Annotated in this window: 16 protein-coding genes and 3 pseudogenes; 3 read left to right on the top strand and 16 right to left on the bottom strand. The window is 60.5% G+C overall.

The genetic code is table 11. From position 1 onward, the window contains the following. Nucleotides 1–21: 21 nt before the first annotated feature. The 11 genes from ACQVLG_RS11855 to tyrS all read right to left on the bottom strand — a co-directional run bounded on the left by ACQVLG_RS11855 (nucleotide 22) and on the right by tyrS (nucleotide 9,105). Nucleotides 22–492, bottom strand: coding sequence for a YaiI/YqxD family protein (locus ACQVLG_RS11855; RefSeq protein WP_077399560.1), 471 nt, complete (start codon nucleotides 490–492; stop codon nucleotides 22–24). Nucleotides 493–524: 32 nt separating this feature from the next. Continuing rightward, complete coding sequence (gene ruvB / locus ACQVLG_RS11850; RefSeq protein WP_034749202.1) at nucleotides 525–1,580, bottom strand: Holliday junction branch migration DNA helicase RuvB; 1,056 nt, start codon at nucleotides 1,578–1,580, stop codon at nucleotides 525–527. 6 nt (nucleotides 1,581–1,586) lie between these two features. Beyond that, nucleotides 1,587–2,165, bottom strand: coding sequence for a Holliday junction branch migration protein RuvA (ruvA, locus tag ACQVLG_RS11845; protein WP_070222695.1), 579 nt, complete (start codon nucleotides 2,163–2,165; stop codon nucleotides 1,587–1,589). A 15-nt stretch (nucleotides 2,166–2,180) separates the two neighbouring features. Further along, nucleotides 2,181–2,744 (bottom strand): crossover junction endodeoxyribonuclease RuvC, encoded by a 564-nt coding sequence (gene ruvC / locus ACQVLG_RS11840; protein WP_474294685.1) that lies wholly within the window; start codon nucleotides 2,742–2,744, stop codon nucleotides 2,181–2,183. Between the two features lie 98 nt (nucleotides 2,745–2,842). Beyond that, entirely contained in the window at nucleotides 2,843–4,429 is a 1,587-nt protein-coding gene (gene purH, locus ACQVLG_RS11835) for a bifunctional phosphoribosylaminoimidazolecarboxamide formyltransferase/IMP cyclohydrolase (protein ID WP_474294683.1), read from the bottom strand. A 107-nt stretch (nucleotides 4,430–4,536) separates the two neighbouring features. Next, nucleotides 4,537–4,770, bottom strand: coding sequence for a helix-turn-helix domain-containing protein (locus ACQVLG_RS11830; protein ID WP_008445162.1), 234 nt, complete (start codon nucleotides 4,768–4,770; stop codon nucleotides 4,537–4,539). A gap of 168 nt (nucleotides 4,771–4,938) precedes the next feature. Beyond that, on the bottom strand, nucleotides 4,939–5,979 hold the full coding sequence (gene dusB, locus ACQVLG_RS11825) for a tRNA dihydrouridine synthase DusB (RefSeq protein WP_474294679.1): 1,041 nt from the start codon (nucleotides 5,977–5,979) through the stop codon (nucleotides 4,939–4,941). Between the two features lie 107 nt (nucleotides 5,980–6,086). Further along, complete coding sequence (locus ACQVLG_RS11820; RefSeq protein WP_474294677.1) at nucleotides 6,087–6,731, bottom strand: histidine phosphatase family protein; 645 nt, start codon at nucleotides 6,729–6,731, stop codon at nucleotides 6,087–6,089. Nucleotides 6,732–6,734: 3 nt separating this feature from the next. Further along, a complete protein-coding gene (locus ACQVLG_RS11815) occupies nucleotides 6,735–7,367 on the bottom strand; it encodes a YbhB/YbcL family Raf kinase inhibitor-like protein (RefSeq protein ID WP_474294675.1) in 633 nt (210 codons plus the stop codon). 26 nt (nucleotides 7,368–7,393) lie between these two features. Next, nucleotides 7,394–7,843 (bottom strand): D-aminoacyl-tRNA deacylase, encoded by a 450-nt coding sequence (gene dtd, locus ACQVLG_RS11810; RefSeq protein ID WP_034784767.1) that lies wholly within the window; start codon nucleotides 7,841–7,843, stop codon nucleotides 7,394–7,396. Next, nucleotides 7,840–9,105, bottom strand: coding sequence for a tyrosine--tRNA ligase (gene tyrS, locus ACQVLG_RS11805; protein ID WP_230541579.1), 1,266 nt, complete (start codon nucleotides 9,103–9,105; stop codon nucleotides 7,840–7,842). The genes dtd and tyrS overlap by 4 nt, the downstream gene beginning before the upstream one ends. 152 nt (nucleotides 9,106–9,257) lie before the next feature. Here tyrS and ACQVLG_RS11800 point away from each other — a divergent pair. Both ACQVLG_RS11800 and ACQVLG_RS11795 read left to right on the top strand, forming a co-directional pair. Beyond that, nucleotides 9,258–10,624, top strand: a pseudogene (locus ACQVLG_RS11800) (peptidoglycan DD-metalloendopeptidase family protein). Nucleotides 10,625–10,747: 123 nt separating this feature from the next. Continuing rightward, complete coding sequence (locus ACQVLG_RS11795) at nucleotides 10,748–11,842, top strand: anhydro-N-acetylmuramic acid kinase (protein ID WP_474294673.1); 1,095 nt, start codon at nucleotides 10,748–10,750, stop codon at nucleotides 11,840–11,842. 178 nt (nucleotides 11,843–12,020) lie between these two features. Here ACQVLG_RS11795 and erpA read toward each other — a convergent pair. From erpA to rplM, 5 genes and pseudogenes are all read right to left on the bottom strand, one after another. After that, a pseudogene (gene erpA, locus ACQVLG_RS11790) lies at nucleotides 12,021–12,384 on the bottom strand (iron-sulfur cluster insertion protein ErpA). Nucleotides 12,385–12,480: 96 nt separating this feature from the next. Then, nucleotides 12,481–12,872: pseudogene (locus tag ACQVLG_RS11785) on the bottom strand (bactofilin family protein). A gap of 89 nt (nucleotides 12,873–12,961) precedes the next feature. Next, nucleotides 12,962–13,999 (bottom strand): N-acetyl-gamma-glutamyl-phosphate reductase, encoded by a 1,038-nt coding sequence (gene argC, locus ACQVLG_RS11780; RefSeq protein WP_230541583.1) that lies wholly within the window; start codon nucleotides 13,997–13,999, stop codon nucleotides 12,962–12,964. Nucleotides 14,000–14,169: 170 nt separating this feature from the next. Next, nucleotides 14,170–14,562, bottom strand: a complete 393-nt coding sequence (gene rpsI / locus ACQVLG_RS11775; protein ID WP_010393285.1) for a 30S ribosomal protein S9 — start codon at nucleotides 14,560–14,562, stop codon at nucleotides 14,170–14,172. A 9-nt stretch (nucleotides 14,563–14,571) separates the two neighbouring features. After that, nucleotides 14,572–15,000: a 50S ribosomal protein L13 gene (rplM, locus tag ACQVLG_RS11770; RefSeq protein ID WP_010393282.1), complete on the bottom strand. Its 429-nt coding sequence runs from the start codon at nucleotides 14,998–15,000 to the stop codon at nucleotides 14,572–14,574. A 226-nt stretch (nucleotides 15,001–15,226) separates the two neighbouring features. Between rplM and ACQVLG_RS11765 the strand changes: the two genes are divergently transcribed. After that, nucleotides 15,227–15,655, top strand: a complete 429-nt coding sequence (locus ACQVLG_RS11765) for an OsmC family protein (RefSeq protein ID WP_474294669.1) — start codon at nucleotides 15,227–15,229, stop codon at nucleotides 15,653–15,655. Nucleotides 15,656–15,794 lie beyond the last annotated feature (139 nt).

The following is a 15,794-nucleotide window of genomic DNA, read 5'->3' as shown; positions in this document are numbered from 1 at the left end:
CCGGCTTGTTAGCCGGTTTTTTTACGTCTGCGGCGCTGCCGGCTTGCGGTGATGCTTGCTCAGATGCCGGTCCAGGCTGTTGGCGAACTGTTGCCGGTCGGATTGGCTGAAGGCGGCCGGGCCGCCCGTGTCGACGCCGCCGCTGCGCAGTTCTTCCATGAAGGCGCGCATCGTCAGTTGCTGGGCGATATTGTCTTTCGTATAAAACTCGCCACGCGGGTTCAGCGCAAAACCGCCCTTGGTGAGCACGTCGGCAGCCAGCGGGATGTCGCCCGTGATGACGAGGTCGCCGGGATTGAGCAAGCGCACGATTTCCTGGTCGGCCACGTCGGCGCCCGATGGTACTTGCACGGTACGGATAAAACGCGACGGCGGCACCCTCAAACCCTGGTTGGCTACCAGGGTGAGCGGCAACTCCAGGCGGTCGGCGACTCTGTACAAAATTTCCTTGATGACGACGGGACAGGCATCGGCGTCGATCCAGATCTGCATGCCGGGCATGGCCTGCTGGCTGCCTTCCGCCATCACAGCTCCCACGCTTCGCCGCCCGGGCCCATGCGCGGCGCGCTGACGCCGAAGTGCAGGTAGGCGGCCGGCGTGGCGACACGGCCACGCGGCGTGCGCTGCAAAAAGCCTTGCTGGATCAGGTAAGGTTCCAGCACGTCTTCGATGGTATCGGCCGCTTCGCCGATGGCGGCGGCCAGGTTGCCGATGCCGACGGGGCCGCCGCCGAACTTGAACAGCACGGCTTCGAGCAGTTTACGGTCCATCACGTCGAAACCGGCGGAATCGACATCGAGCATGGCCAGCGCGCGGTCGGCCACCACCTTGGTGATCTCGCCATTGCTTTTGACTTCCGCGAAATCGCGCACGCGGCGCAACAGGCGGTTGGCGATGCGGGGCGTGCCACGGGCGCGCTGGGCGATTTCATGCGCGCCTTCCGGGTCGATCGGTGCCTTCAGCAAGGCGGCGCTGCGCGTGACGATCTTCGTCAATTCGCCCGTGTTGTAGAACTCCAGCCGGGCCACGATGCCGAAGCGGTCGCGCAGCGGATTGGTCAGCATGCCGGCGCGCGTGGTGGCGCCCACTAATGTAAACGGTTGCAGATCGAGTTTCACGGAACGGGCGGCCGGGCCTTCGCCGATCATGATGTCGATTTGATAATCCTCAAGCGCCGGATACAGAATCTCTTCCACCACGGGCGACAGGCGGTGGATTTCATCGATGAACAGGACGTCGTTCGCTTCCAGGTTCGTCAAAATCGCCGCCAGGTCGCCCGGGCGTTCGAGCACGGGGCCGGAGGTCTGGCGCAGATTGACTCCCATTTCGCGCGCGATGATGTGCGCCAGGGTCGTCTTGCCCAGGCCAGGCGGGCCGAACAGCAAAGTATGGTCGAGCGCTTCCTTGCGCTGGCGCGCGGCCGTGATGAAGATTTCCAGCTGGTCGCGGATCTTTTCCTGCCCCACGTACTCGTCGAGCTGCTTGGGGCGCAAGGCCCGTTCGATCGCTTCTTCGTTGTGCGAGATGGGCGCCGCGTCGATGATGCGCTGTTCCGTGAAGCTGTCGGTCTGAATGCTCATGCCCTATCAGCCTTTCGACAGCGCTTTCAGCGCCAGTTTGATGCCATCCGACACGCCGCTGCCGGCCGGCACGTTTTTCACGGCCGCCAACGCTTCCTTGTCCGAATAACCGAGCGCGACCAGCGCATTGAGGATGTCCGATTGCGCATCGGGCGCCGCATGCGCGCCGCCGGCGCCGATATCGGCTCCCAGCTTGCCCTTCAATTCCAGTAATAAACGTTCCGCCGTCTTCTTGCCGATGCCCGGTACTTTGACCAGACGGCCCGAATCCTGCAACGTGATCGCCTGCGCCAGGTCGGCAATCGTCATGCCGGACAGGATCGACAGCGCCATGCGCGCGCCCACGCCCGTGATCTTGATCAACTGGCGGAACACGGCACGCTCGGCCGCATTGCCGAAACCAAACAGCAGGTGCGCATCTTCGCGGATGGCCTGGTGCGTGAACAGCACGACTTTTTCGCCCACGTGGGGCAAGTTGTAAAAGGTGCTCATCGGCACGTCGACTTCATAGCCGACGCCCTGGCAATCGACCAGCAATTGTGGCGGATTCTTTTCAAGCAAAATACCGGAGAGACGGCCTATCATCGCGTGTTCCTAATGTTAAATTTCAGAGTGTTTATCCGATCCGACCAGGCGGCCGCGCTTCATGCGCAAGCCCTGCAGCTGGGGCGCCAGCGCGCCGATCATGGCCAGTGCATCGATGCTGTTGGCGTGGCAAATGGCCACGCCCAGGGCATCGGCCGCATCCGTGCCGGGCAAGCCGGGCAGTGACAACAGCCGGGACACCATCTCCTGCACCTGCTCCTTGGCCGCCTTGCCGTGGCCCGTGACGGCCTGCTTTACCTGCAGCGCCGTGTATTCGGCCACCGACAGGTCGGCGTGGACGAGCGCGCAAATGGCCGCGCCGCGCGCCTGGCCCAGCAGCAAGGTCGATTGGGGATTGACGTTGACAAACACTTTTTCGATAGCCGCGCAATCGGGCTGGTAGGTGCCGACGATTTCGCTCACGCCCTGCAAGATGATCTTCAGGCGCGGCGGCAATTCCCCTTCGGAACCCGTCTTGACGGTTCCCGACGCGATATAGCGCAGCTTGTTGCCGTGTTTTTCAATGACCCCAAAGCCGGTCGTGCGCAGGCAGGCAGGATCGATGCCAAGAATAATCATCGCCAGATTCTATAATGAATACGGCAGGCACCGGTGAATAACCGGTGCCTGCCGCTGAGTTACTGCCGGCCGGGTATTGAATCCCGGCCTGTTCCATATCAATGACGGAAGTGACGCGTTCCGGTATACAACATGACAACGCCGCGCTCGTCCGCCGCATCGATCACTTCCTGGTCGCGCATGGAGCCGCCCGGGTGGATCACGCAGGTCGCGCCCGCGTCGACGACGACGTCGAGGCCGTCGCGGAACGGGAAGAAGGCGTCCGACGCCACCACGGAACCGGTCAGCGACAGGCCCGCATTCTGCGCCTTGATCGAGGCGATGCGGGCCGAATCGATACGGCTCATCTGGCCTGCGCCCACGCCCAGGGTCATGTTATTGCCGCAGAAGACGATGGCGTTCGACTTGACGAATTTCGCCACTTTCCAGGCGAACATCAGGTCGGACAATTGCTGCGGCGTAGGCTGCAGCTTGCTGACCACGCGCAAGTCGCCGATACCGACGTTTTTCGCGTCCGGCGATTGCACCAGCAGACCGCCGCCGACGCGCTTGAAGTCCATGGCGTTGACGCCATTGCCCAGCGGAATTTCCAGCATGCGCACGTTTTGCTTGCTCGACAGAATTTGTTTCGCTTCGGCGGAGAACGACGGGGCGATCAGCACTTCGACAAACAGCTTGGCGATTTCGCCGGCGGTGGCGCCGTCCAGTTCGGTATTAAACGCGATGATGCCGCCGAATGCCGAGGTCGGGTCCGTCTGCAGGGCGCGCGCGTACGCTTCGGCCGCATTCTTGCCCAGCGCGACGCCGCATGGGTTCGCGTGCTTGACGATGACGCAAGCGGCGCTCTGCTCGAAGCCGCCCAGGCTCTTCACGCATTCCCAGGCCGCATCGGCATCGGCGATGTTGTTGTACGACAATTCCTTGCCCTGCAGCTGGCGGTAGTTGGCCAGCGCGCCTTCGGTGGTGACGAGATCGCGGTAGAAGGCGGCGCTCTGGTGCGGATTCTCGCCGTAACGCATGTCTTGCACTTTCTCAAATGCAACGTTCAGGATTTGCGGATAGGCGCCGCGCTCGGCGTGCACCTTCGTCGGGCCCAGGCTGGTCAGGTAGTTGGTGATGGCGCCATCGTATTGCGCCGTGTGCGCAAAGACTTTTTTCGCCAGCATGAACTTGGTGTCATAGCTGACGTCGCCGGCCTTGCCGTCGGCCGAGCGGATTTCCGCCAGCACCGCGTCGTAGTCGGTCGGGTCGCAGATGACGACCACGTCCTTGTGATTCTTGGCCGCCGAACGCAGCATGGTCGGGCCGCCGATATCGATGTTTTCGATCGCGTCTTCCAGGGTGCAATCGGCCTTGGCGACCGTGCCCTGGAACGGGTACAGGTTGACCACCACCATGTCGATGGTCGGCATGTCGTGCTCGACCAGTTTCGACATGTGCTCAGGGAAATCGCGGCGCGCCAGGATACCGCCGTGCACTTTCGGGTGCAGGGTCTTCACACGGCCATCGAGCATCTCCGGGAAACCCGTGTAATCGGCAACTTCCGTGACGGGAACACCGTTGTCTGCCAGCAATTTGGCAGTGCCGCCGGTGGACAGGAGGTTGACGCCGAGGGCGGACAGGGCGCGGGCGAATTCGAGAACGCCGGTCTTGTCGGAAACGGAGAGGAGAGCTTGTTTGATCATGGCTGTGGCTAGGTGGTTAAGTGTTCTTGGCGAATGGCGCAGCGGTCAGCTATCAGGCTGGGCCCGCTGCGGCGGATTCAAATCTTGGCGTCACTTGCATGCCGGCATTACAGCAAACCGTGCTCCTGCAATTTCTTGCGCAGGGTATTGCGGTTGATGCCCAGCATCTGCGCGGCGTGCGACTGGTTGCCATCGGCGCGTGTCATCACGACTTCCAGGATGGGCTTTTCCACGGTCAGTACGACCATGTCGTAGATATTCGATGCTTGCTGTTCGCCCAGGTCATTGAAGTAATCTTCTAGACTTTTCTGTACGACTTCCTGAATGCTTTCTTTGCTCATTTTTATGCTTCAACCGGCTGAACACCTGGCCATCCGGGGCCGCGCCGCTCATGCGGTCCGCGTGCTGCCCTCTTGCCTCGGTGTTGTAATTAATATTGCATGACGCTCTGTATAGGCGCTCGCCCTTGTACTGCTGCTAACTGATTTACCCTGCTTGTTGCTATCTGCTCATGCTGCCGTGGCCGTTTCTATTAGGCCACTTTCACTGGATTCGGAGAGGCGGTATTGTAACCGTTCGCCAAATTTCCATTGCGACTCAAAAAATTGATCGACGGCCAGCAATTGCGCATCCGTCGACTCCAGCAAGTTCATTTCCTGGCGGAACGCCTCGCCGCCTTCCAGATCCTTCACATACCAGCCGATGTGCTTGCGCGCCGTGCGCACGCCGAGGAATTCCCCGTAAAACGCGTAATGGGCGCGCAAATGCTCGTCCATCAGGGTACGCACTTCATCCACGTAGGGCGCCGGCAACAAGGTGCCGGTGCGCAAGAAATGGTCGATCTCGCGGCAAATCCACGGCCGGCCCTGCGCCGCGCGGCCGATCATGACGGCATCGGCGCCTGTTTGATCCAGCACAAAGCGGGCCTTCTCAGGACTGGTAATGTCGCCATTGGCCACCACGGGGATGGCCACCGATGCTTTCACGGCGGCAATGGTTTCATATTCGGCATCGCCCTTGTAGCCATCGGCGCGCGTGCGGCCGTGCAAGGTCAGCATCTGGATGCCCGCCTGCTCGGCGATGCGGGCGATTTTCAGGGCATTCTTGTTTTCGCGGTTCCAGCCCGTGCGAAATTTCAGGGTGACGGGCACGTCGACGGCATTGACGACGGCGTGCAAAATCTTTTCGACCAGGCTTTCGTTTTGCAGCAGGGCCGAACCGCACCAGCTGTTGCACACCTTTTTGACGGGGCAGCCCATGTTGATGTCGATGATCTGCGCGCCCCGGTCCACGTTGAACCTGGCGCAGTCGGCCAGGTCTTGCGGGTCGGCGCCGGCGATCTGCACGGCTTTGGGCTCCATTTCGCCTGCGTGGTCCGTGCGGCGCGAACTTTTTTCCGTCGCCCACAGGCGCGGATTCGACGCCGCCATCTCCGACACGGCGTAGCCGGCACCCAGCTGCTTGCACAACTGGCGGAAAGGCCGATCCGTCACGCCCGCCATGGGAGCGACGAAAACGTTGTTGCGCAGAATGTGAGGGCCGATTTGCACTGAAGAACCTGGAATGGACGGAGGAACCTGCTATTTTAACCGATTCCCTGCCTAATTAATAAGCACTATTTTTTTGGATCAGTGCGTCAGAGTGACAATGGGGCCGCTTAGCCCAGCTCGTCCATCGCGGGCGCGCTCAGGTGTTCGATATTTCCCCAGTGCACTAAATGCAGTTTGCCGTCGGCGTAAGAAAAACGGTTGACGCTGGCATTTTTGACCTGGAAGTCACGCGGACTGTCGAGCGTCATGCCGACCGCCTCGCGGTAGGCGCACTCGAGCACGCCGCCGTGCGCCACGATGGCGATCGTCTGGCCATCATAGCGTTCGGCCCAGCGGGCGATGGCGCCATTCGCGCGCGCATAGAACTGGCGGAAGCTCTCGGCCTGGCGCTCGCCCGACGGCATCACGGCGTCGATCTGGCGCGATTGCCACTGCGCATACTCGTGCGGATAGCGCGCGGCGATATCCGCATACAGCAAGCCTTCGAAGGCGCCATAGCAGCGCTCGCGCAGCAAGGGATCCGTTTGCACGGGCAAATCTTTCAATTTAGCAACGGCTTGCGCCGTCTGCTGCGCGCGTTGCAGATCGCTGGCGAGGATGGCGGCCAGCGGCTCGTCCGCCAGCGCCTGCCCCAGCGCGGCCGCTTGCGCCAGGCCCGCCTCGTTGAGGGCGATGTCGATATGGCCCTGCAGGCGGCGGCCCGCATTCCAGGCCGTCTCGCCATGGCGTATCAGTAAAATCGTGGTGCTCATGCGTTATTTCTTCAGGGTAAGTGCCAGCTCGGGGTTGAGCGAGTAGGCGACGACGAGCTGGGCTTCGTCGAGGATGTGGCCGTAGAGAGCGGCATGCGCTTGCTGCCCCGTAAAACGCTCGGGTAGCTCCAGGCGCGCCACGTCGAGCGCATACAGGCGGAAAATGTAATGGTGGATGCGCTCGTCGTTCCACGGCGGGCATGGGCCATCATAGCCGTAATAATCGCCGGCCATGGCGGCATCGCTGGCAAACCAGCCCATGTAGTCGTTGAGGCCCTGGCGCAGCCCAGTAGCGGCCGCCTTGCCGCGTGCCGTGATGCCGCTGGAAAATTCCCCGGCGGCAATGGAACGCATGGCGGGCGGCACGTCGAGCAAGCTCCAGTGATAAAAATCGCCGCGCGGCGCCGCCAGCGGCAAGACCTGGCCTTCAACATTGACCAGGCTGGCGTCCTGCGGCGCATCGGGGTCGATGCAGAACAGGGCCAGCGACTCGGTGCCGTTCGGTACCTCGTCCCAGGCCAGATGAGGATTGCGGTTGCCGGCGAGGCGCACGCGGCTGGCCGGATCGATCTCGGCAAAGGCATGGTCGGCCGGCATCAGGCCGCCATCACGAAACGTCTCGCTCCACAATTTCATCGCTTGCTCCTCTTTATATTTTTTAGTTATTGCTTTGCGTTTACTTGCAGCCAGAAGGTGACGGGCCCGTCGTTCGTCAGCGACACCTGCATGTCGGCGCCGAACTGCCCCGTTTGCACGGTCGCGTGGCGGCTGCGCGCCTGGTCCACGAAATGCGTGAACAGGCGCAAGCCGTCCTGCGGCGCGGCGGCCGGCGTAAACGACGGACGCGTGCCGGACTTGGTGTCGGCCGCCAGCGTAAACTGCGGCACCAGCAGCAAGCCGCCGGCCACGTCCGTCACGCTGCGGTTCATCTTGCCCGCCTCGTCGGCAAACACACGGTAGCCAAGCAGCTTGGCCAGCAGAGCATCGGCTTCCTTCTCCGTATCGCCCCGCTCGGCGCACACGAGCACCATCAGGCCGGCGTCGATGGCGCCGATGGTGGCGCCGGCGACGTCGACTTTCGCCTGGGTAACGCGCTGCAGCAGCGCGATCATGCCGTCAAGGTGACGCGCGCAAATTTGCGCTTGCCAACTTGCAACACGAATTCGCCAGCCGCCACTTGCAGGCCCTTGTCGCTGATGACGGTGCCGTCGATGCGCACGCCGCCCTGCTCGATCATGCGCATGGCTTCCGACGTCGACGGGCACAGGCCAGCCTGTTTCAGCAATTGCGGGATGCCCAGAGGGGCGCCAGCCAGGGTCACTGCCGGGATATCGTCGGGAATGCCGCCCTTCGAGCGGTTGACGAAGTCGGCCAGCGCATCTTCGGCCGCCTGCTGCGAATGGAAGCGGGCGACGATTTCTTGCGCCAGCGCAACCTTGGCGTCGCGCGGATTGCGGCCTTCTTCGACTTCGCGCTTCAGCTGGGCCAGTTCGGCGATCGAGCGCCACGACAGCAGCTCGTAGTAGCGCCACATCATCACGTCGGAAATGCTCATCAGCTTGGCGAACATGGTGTTGCCCGGTTCCGTGATGCCGATGTAGTTATTCTTCGACTTGGACATTTTTTCCACGCCGTCCAAACCTTCCAGCAGCGGCATGGTCAAAATACACTGCTGCTCCTGTCCATACTGCTTTTGCAGTTCGCGGCCCACCAGCAGGTTGAACTTCTGATCCGTGCCGCCCAGTTCCAGGTCCGATTTCAGGGCCACCGAGTCGTAACCCTGCATCAGCGGGTACAGGAATTCGTGGACGGAAATAGGAATGCCGCCCTGGAAGCGCTTGGTGAAGTCGTCGCGCTCGATCATGCGCGCCACCGTGTAGTGGGAAGCGAGCTGGATGATGCCGCGCGCGCCCAGCGGATCGCACCATTCGGAGTTATAGCGGATTTCCGTCTTGCTGGCGTCCAGCACTAAAGATGCTTGCGCGAAATACGTCATCGCGTTAATCTCGATCTGTTCCTTCGTCAGCGGCGGACGCGTGACGTTGCGGCCCGAAGGGTCGCCGATCATGGAAGTAAAGTCGCCGATGAGGAAAATGACTTGATGGCCCAGGTTTTGCAGCTGGCGCATCTTGTTCAACACGACAGTGTGGCCCAGATGCAAGTCGGGTGCAGTCGGGTCCAGGCCCAGTTTGATGCGCAGTGGAACACCGGTTTTCTCGGAACGCGCTAATTTTTGCGCAAATTCGCTTTCGATCAAGAGTTCGTCGACGCCACGCTTGGTAATCGCGAGGGCTTCTTGTACTCTGTCCGACAGCACAAGCGCGGTCTGAGCGGCGTTAGCCTTTGTAGGCGATGCGGTGGTGTTGATTTCCATAAAATTTGACTATAAATCTCAAAATGGTAGTAGGTTTGCGGAGTTTGTTATAATGCTCGATCCCATCAATCTTGCCGTATGAGCGAACCAAAATAACAATAACAAAGAGCACTAGTTCACGAATCGTTCAAGGGCAAATTTTAACTGATTGCATGAACCCTATACATAAAATCACAGGCTCACGCTTGTACACACAGCTGACGACGACACGCAAGGCACGCATTATCGGCGCGTCCGCAGTGCTGCTCGCCGTGGCCGCCTTCGGCGCGGTCGCTGTGTCGCCCATGGCACCCGATGCGTCCGACCTCCCGGTCACGTCCATCGCCCAGAACCTGGAAATGCCTGATCTTGCCTCGCAAATTTCCGCGATGGAACAGGTAGACCAGAATTTCACCCACGAAGAAAAAGTCCGCGCTGGCGATACCCTCGCCACCTTGCTGACCCGTCTCGGCGTGGATGATACGGCGGCTGCCAATTTCATCAAAACCGACAAGATCGCACGCGGCGTGATGTTGCTGAAATCGGGCAAGCGCGTGCAAGCGCAAACGTCCGAAACTGGCGAACTCAACTGGATGCGCGCCACCCTCGTCGACAGCAACGACAAATCGGTCAAGAACATCCTGATCACCCGCAAGGGCGACAAGTTCGTGGCCACGGAAGTGGCAGCCCAGCTGGAACGCCGCGTTGAAATGCATGCGCGCAAGATTACTTCCACCCTGTTCGCCGCCACCGACTCCAGCCTGGACGGCACCCGCCTGCCAGACTCGATTTCCGCGCAAATCGTGGAAATGTTCTCCACCAATATCGACTTCCGTTCCGACCTGAAACGCGGCGACTCGTTTAATGTGGTCTACGAAACGTTCTGGCAAGATGGCGAATTTGTCCGAGCGGGCCGCATCCTGGCCGGTGAATTCACCAACCGCGGCACGACTTACCAGTCCGTTTGGTTCGAAGACCCAGCCAGCAAGCAAGGCGGCGGTTACTACAGTTTCGACGGCAAGTCCCTCAAAAAAGCCTTCCTGAAATCCCCCCTCGAATTCTCCCGCATCTCGTCCGGCTTCTCCATGCGCGTGCACCCGATTTCCGGCAACTGGAAGCGCACAAGGGCATCGATTTTGCCGCGGCAACGGGCACGCCTATCCGCGCTTCCGGCGACGGCGTGGTCGATTCCGTCGGCAGCCAGAACGGCTACGGTAATGTTGTTGTTCTGAAACACTGGGCCAACTACACCACCGCCTACGCGCACATGAGCCGCTTCGCTTCGGGCCTGAAAAAAGGTCAAAAAGTAAGCCAGGGCGATGTGATCGGCTACGTCGGCACCACCGGCTGGTCCACGGGCGCCCATTTGCACTATGAATTCCGCGTCGGCGGCGTGGCGCAAGATCCAAGCAAGCTGAACGTCCAAGCCCAGGCGCCGCTGACGGCAGCCGAGCTGAGCCGCTTCCGCATGGTCTCCGCTGACATGATGCACCGCTTCACCCTGCTGCGTCCGAACGACACGGCACTGGCTTCGCGCTAAGCAACACTGCCTTCGGGCAACACATAAAGGCACCGCCCATGCAGATGGCCGGTGCCTTTGTTTTATGTGCACGAGAAAATACGGCACAATGCATTCATCACTTACGCACGCGAGGAAACACCCATGCTGTATATCGGTTTGATGTCGGGCACCAGCCTGGACGGCGTTGACGGCGCGCTGGTCGACTTTGCCGACGATGGCGGCACGCGCAGCCTGGGCGATGCCTACATTGCCTTTCCCGCCAGCCTGCGCGATGACCTGATGGCCTTGCAAAGTGCCGGCCAGAATGAAATCGAACGCGAAGCACTGGCGGCCAATCAACTCGTGCGCCATTACGCCGACTGCGTCGCCCGGCTATTGAGCGACGCGGGCATCGGCCCGGACGCCATCGCCGCCATCGGCGCGCACGGCCAGACCATCCGCCACCGCCCTGAACTGGGCTTTACGCGCCAGTTGAACAATCCGGCCCTGCTGGCGGAACTGACGGGTATCGACGTCATCGCCGACTTGCGCAGCCGCGACGTGGCGGCCGGCGGCCAGGGCGCGCCGCTGGTGCCCGCTTTTCACCAGGCCATCTTCAATTTGCCCGGCCACACGCGCGTGCTGGCCAATATCGGCGGCATCAGCAACATCAGCGTGCTGCATGCGGACGGCGCGGTGACTGGCTACGACACGGGGCCCGGCAATGCGCTGATGGATGGCTGGGTCTTGCGGCACCTGGGCCAGCCCTACGACGCCAACGGCGCCTGGGCCGCCACGGGCCAGGTCTTGCCTGCCCTGCTGGCGGATTTGCTCATTGATCCGTATTTTGACTTGCCGGCGCCAAAAAGCACGGGGCGCGACCTGTTCCACGCCGACTGGCTGCAAGGCAAGCTGGCGAATCACCTTGGCGCCCGGCCAGCCGACGTGCAGGCGACCCTGACGCAGCTGACGGCCGCCAGCCTGGCGCACGCCATCGCGCGCGACGGGGCGCAGGCGGAAACGGTATATGTATGTGGCGGCGGCGCGCAGAACGCCACGCTGATGGCAGCCCTGGCCGCTGCATTGCCGGGCATGGCGGTGGCATCGACGGCAGCGCTGGGCGTGGCGCCCAGCCAGGTCGAAGCGCTGGCGTTTGCCTGGCTGGCATGGCGCTTTACGCAGCGCAAGCCGGGCAACTTGCCGGCCGTGACGGGAGCGCAGGGTTTACGGGTACTGGGCGCGCTGTACCCACGTTGATATGAAACAATTGCTCCAGAAACACAAATAGCGGATCGATGATCCGCTATTTTTATATTGCGCCTGTAATCCGGCGCGTCTGAAAAACGTTCAGGGCAAGGCGCATTGCCGAAGACAGTACGAATAGTACGGCGAGGCAATGCAACGCCGCCATGGACGTTTTCTCAGATGTGCCAGCTTAGACGGAGAAGGACGAACCGCAGCCGCAGGTAGACGTCGCTGTCGGATTCTTGATCACGAACTGCGCGCCTTCCAGGTCATCCTTGTAGTCGATTTCCGCGCCGACCAGATACTGGTAGCTCATGGAATCGATCAACAGCTGGACGCCGTTCTTGACCATGGTGGTGTCATCTTCGTTGACGATTTTCGTCGAACGTAAAGCCGTACTGGAAGCCGGAACAGCCGCCGCCCTGCACGAAGACGCGCAATTTCAGGTCGGGATTGCCTTCTTCTTCGATCAGCTGCGCGACTTTTTCAGCGGCGCTATCGGTAAAGATAATAGGGGAAGGGATCACATCTTGCATTTCAGCGACGGCATTCATATCAGGCACTCCTCAGAAAACATTCGGTCATTATAGACTGTTGGCGCAACTCTCGCTCTGCCAGCCCTCGCCGCCAGCCGCCACTGTTGTTCCGGATCACATTTCCGACACGGCCAGGTGCAGCACGGGGTCGGCGCTGTCGTGGCGACTGAGCTTGCCTTGCACCAAGGCGCCGCTGTGCATTTCCAGCACCTTGTAATAGACCTCTCCTACAATGCGGGCTTTTGGCTGGATTTCAAGCATTTCGGACACGTACACGGGGCCATTGATCTCGCCGCTGACGACCAGGCTGGAGCAGCGCACTTCGCCATCGATCGACGCCCTGCCTCGCCCAGCACCACATAAGTGGGGTCGCCCGGCTCGCCCGTGACGTTGCCGCGCACATGGCCATCGATGCGCAAGCCGCCGCAAAACAGCAAATCGCCCTCGATCCGCGTGGAAGCGCCGATCAGGGTGTCGATGGGGTTTTTCGTGTTGCGCTCGAACATGAACGTCATCCTGTCGGTGTACGTGGCAGTCCAATTTAGCACAGGTCCGGCAAAAAGGTGCCGGACCTGCGCAAGCTTGGTGCCTATTTTTACGGCAGCAGGGCGATATGTTGCAAACCGGCCGTTTCTTTCAAGCCAAACATCAAGTTCATGCATTGCACGGCCTGGCCCGAAGCGCCCTTGACCAGGTTGTCCTGCACCACCAGCACGATGACGGTATTGCCGCCTTCGGGACGGTGCAAGGCCAGGCGCAGCATGTTCGAGCCGCGCGTGGAGCGGGTTTCCGGGTGCGAACCGAACGGCATCACGTCGACGAAAGGCTCGTCCTTGTATTGCGCTTCGAACAAGGCTTGCAATTCTTCATTGCTGACGTCCTTGTTCAGCTGCGCGTACAGGGTCGAATGCATGCCGCGAATCATCGGCACCAGGTGCGGCGTGAAGGTCAGCGCCACCTTGTCGTCCGTGAAACGCTGCAGCTGCGCCGTCGTTTCCGGCAAGTGGCGGTGACCAGCCACGCCATAGGCCTTGAAGCTGTCGCTGCTTTCCGAGAACAGGATGCCGATTTCCGCCTTGCGGCCGGCGCCGGACACGCCCGACTTGCAGTCGGCGATCAAGCCGCCCGCGTTGACCAGGCCCGCCTTCAGCAGCGGATAGAAGCCCAGCTGCATGGTGGTCGGGTAGCAGCCTGGATTGGCGATCAGCTTCGCCTGCTTGATGTCTTCGCGGTTCAGTTCCGGCAAGCCGTACACGGCCTGCTCGATCAGCTCGGGTGCCGTGTGGGGAATCTTGTACCACTGCTCGAACTTGGCCTGGTCTTTCAGGCGGAAGTCGGCGGCCAGATCGATGACTTTCACGCCAGCGGCCAGCAGGGCTGGAGCTTGCGCCATCGCAACACCATGCGGGGTGGCAAAGAAGACCACATCGCATTGTTCCAGATTCGCCTTGTCCGGCGAGGAAAATGCCAGTTTCACGTGGCCGCGCAGGGAAGGATACATGTCAGCAACGGGCAAGCCATCTTCCTTGCGCGAGGTAATCGCCGTCAACTCGACATCTGGATGGGTAGCCAGCAAGCGCAGCAACTCCACGCCCGTGTATCCAGTGCCGCCGACGATGCCAACTTTGATCATGTTCTTTCCTTGTGTATAGATTGCATAAAGATGAAGGGAAACGCTCCCCCTGCGGGTTTTCCGCGTATTTTACAGCGCAACGCAGAGTCACGCTGAAATGCAAAAAAGCCGCGGGACCGAAGTCCAGCGGCTTTTCGACCAGCACCCCGGAAGGCGCTGTAGCGTAGAAATTAACGCTTCGAGAATTGCTTTGCGCGACGTGCTTTGCGCAGACCAACTTTTTTACGCTCGACTTCACGTGCATCGCGGGTCACGAAGCCGGCTTTCGCCAGTTCCGGTTTCAGCGCTGCATCGTAGTCGATCAGAGCGCGGGTGATGCCGTGACGAACTGCACCAGCCTGGCCCGACTCACCGCCGCCATGGACGTTGACTTTGATGTCGAAACGCTCGACATTGCCGGTCAGTTCCAGAGGTTGACGGATGACCATCAGACCCGTTTCGCGCGAAAAGTATTCGTTTGCTGGTTTGCCGTTAACAACGATCAAGCCTGTGCCAACTTTGATAAAAACCCGAGCCACTGCACTTTTGCGACGGCCGGTTCCATAATTGTAATTACCGATCATGTCAGTTCCTTAGAGAACAAGTGCTTTAGGTTGCTGAGCAGCGTGCGGATGGGAACCTTCCGCGTACACTTTCAGCTTCTTGATCATTGCGTAGCCGAGTGGGCCTTTAGGCAGCATGCCCTTGACCGCTTTCTCAAGCGCGCGACCTGGAAAACGCTGTTGCATTTTCTGGAAGTTGGTTTCGTAGATGCCGCCTGGATAACCAGAGTGACGGTAGTAAATTTTCTCAGTAGCTTTGGTACCGGTCACACGCAGTTTGCCTGCGTTGATGACGACGATGAAGTCGCCGGTATCGACGTGAGGAGTAAATTCTGGTTTGTGTTTGCCGCGCAGTCGGAGTGCCACTTCGCTGGCAACACGTCCGAGGACTTTGTCCGTCGCGTCAACCACGAACCAATCGCGCTGGACTTCATGTCCTTTAGCGGAAAATGTTTTCATGTTGACTTCCTAATAGATTACACGCTCAAATGGTGGTTCCGCCGATGTTGCTGTGCGGACTCTGCCTTATTTACTTTTCCTGAGCGAACGGAAAGCCGACAAGTATAAGCGGCTTTGCCCTGCCGCGTCAAGCCGCAATGCAGACCCGCTGCGGGCTGGCGGCCAGCACATGGACGGGCATTCCTCTATTACAATACAATAACGCTTACAATTTTCGGAGAGTACGATGGAATGCAAAGTCAGCTGGAATGGCCCGTCGGGCATGAGTTTTCGGGCAGAAACCGGTTCCGGCCACATGGTGAGCATGGATGGCGCGCCCGAAGGCGGCGGCCACAACCTGGCGCCACGCCCCATGGAGATGGTCTTGCTGGGCACGGGCGGCTGCACCGCCTATGACGTGGTGCTGATCCTGAAACGGGGCCGCGAAGCCGTCAATGGCTGCGAAGTAACCCTGAAGGCCGAACGCGCCGATACCGATCCGAAAGTGTTTACCAAGATCCACTTCCACTTCACCGTGCGGGGCAAGGCCCTGAAACCCACCGCAGTCGAACGGGCCGTGGCCTTGTCGCATGACAAATATTGCTCGGCGTCGATCATGCTGGCCAAGACCGCGGAAATTACGCATTCCTTCGAGATCATCGAAGAAAGCGCCTGACCAAACCTACTGCGCGTCGGTATAGGCGGCCTGCGATGCTCACCGTGCTCCAGCACGGTTGCGCTTCTCGACCACCTCTCCCTTCCGCTCGCTACGGTTTTGCCTGGCGTTTCACGTCTCAGGCATGCATGAAAAAGGC

This window comes from Janthinobacterium sp. TPC_1, from assembly GCF_056037845.1.
Note: the sequence above shows the minus strand (reverse complement) of the source record. Positions and strands in the feature narration are given on the sequence as shown.

What these genes read in the sequence shown, in the direction of transcription:
- rpsI (WP_010393285.1), bottom strand. Translation starts at nt 14,562, where the DNA reads ATGATCGGTAATTACAATTATGGAACCGGCCGTCGCAAAAGTGCAGTG.
- ruvB (WP_034749202.1), bottom strand. Translation starts at nt 1,580, where the DNA reads ATGAGCATTCAGACCGACAGCTTCACGGAACAGCGCATCATCGACGCG.
- ACQVLG_RS11830 (WP_008445162.1), bottom strand. Translation starts at nt 4,770, where the DNA reads ATGAGCAAAGAAAGCATTCAGGAAGTCGTACAGAAAAGTCTAGAAGAT.
- ACQVLG_RS11855 (WP_077399560.1), bottom strand. Translation starts at nt 492, where the DNA reads ATGCAGATCTGGATCGACGCCGATGCCTGTCCCGTCGTCATCAAGGAA.
- ACQVLG_RS11815 (WP_474294675.1), bottom strand. Translation starts at nt 7,367, where the DNA reads ATGAAATTGTGGAGCGAGACGTTTCGTGATGGCGGCCTGATGCCGGCC.
- tyrS (WP_230541579.1), bottom strand. Translation starts at nt 9,105, where the DNA reads ATGGAAATCAACACCACCGCATCGCCTACAAAGGCTAACGCCGCTCAG.
- purH (WP_474294683.1), bottom strand. Translation starts at nt 4,429, where the DNA reads ATGATCAAACAAGCTCTCCTCTCCGTTTCCGACAAGACCGGCGTTCTC.
- argC (WP_230541583.1), bottom strand. Translation starts at nt 13,999, where the DNA reads ATGATCAAAGTTGGCATCGTCGGCGGCACTGGATACACGGGCGTGGAG.
- ACQVLG_RS11820 (WP_474294677.1), bottom strand. Translation starts at nt 6,731, where the DNA reads ATGAGCACCACGATTTTACTGATACGCCATGGCGAGACGGCCTGGAAT.
- rplM (WP_010393282.1), bottom strand. Translation starts at nt 15,000, where the DNA reads ATGAAAACATTTTCCGCTAAAGGACATGAAGTCCAGCGCGATTGGTTC.
- ACQVLG_RS11765 (WP_474294669.1), top strand. Translation starts at nt 15,227, where the DNA reads ATGGAATGCAAAGTCAGCTGGAATGGCCCGTCGGGCATGAGTTTTCGG.
- ACQVLG_RS11795 (WP_474294673.1), top strand. Translation starts at nt 10,748, where the DNA reads ATGCTGTATATCGGTTTGATGTCGGGCACCAGCCTGGACGGCGTTGAC.
- ruvA (WP_070222695.1), bottom strand. Translation starts at nt 2,165, where the DNA reads ATGATAGGCCGTCTCTCCGGTATTTTGCTTGAAAAGAATCCGCCACAA.
- dtd (WP_034784767.1), bottom strand. Translation starts at nt 7,843, where the DNA reads ATGATCGCGCTGCTGCAGCGCGTTACCCAGGCGAAAGTCGACGTCGCC.
- ruvC (WP_474294685.1), bottom strand. Translation starts at nt 2,744, where the DNA reads ATGATTATTCTTGGCATCGATCCTGCCTGCCTGCGCACGACCGGCTTT.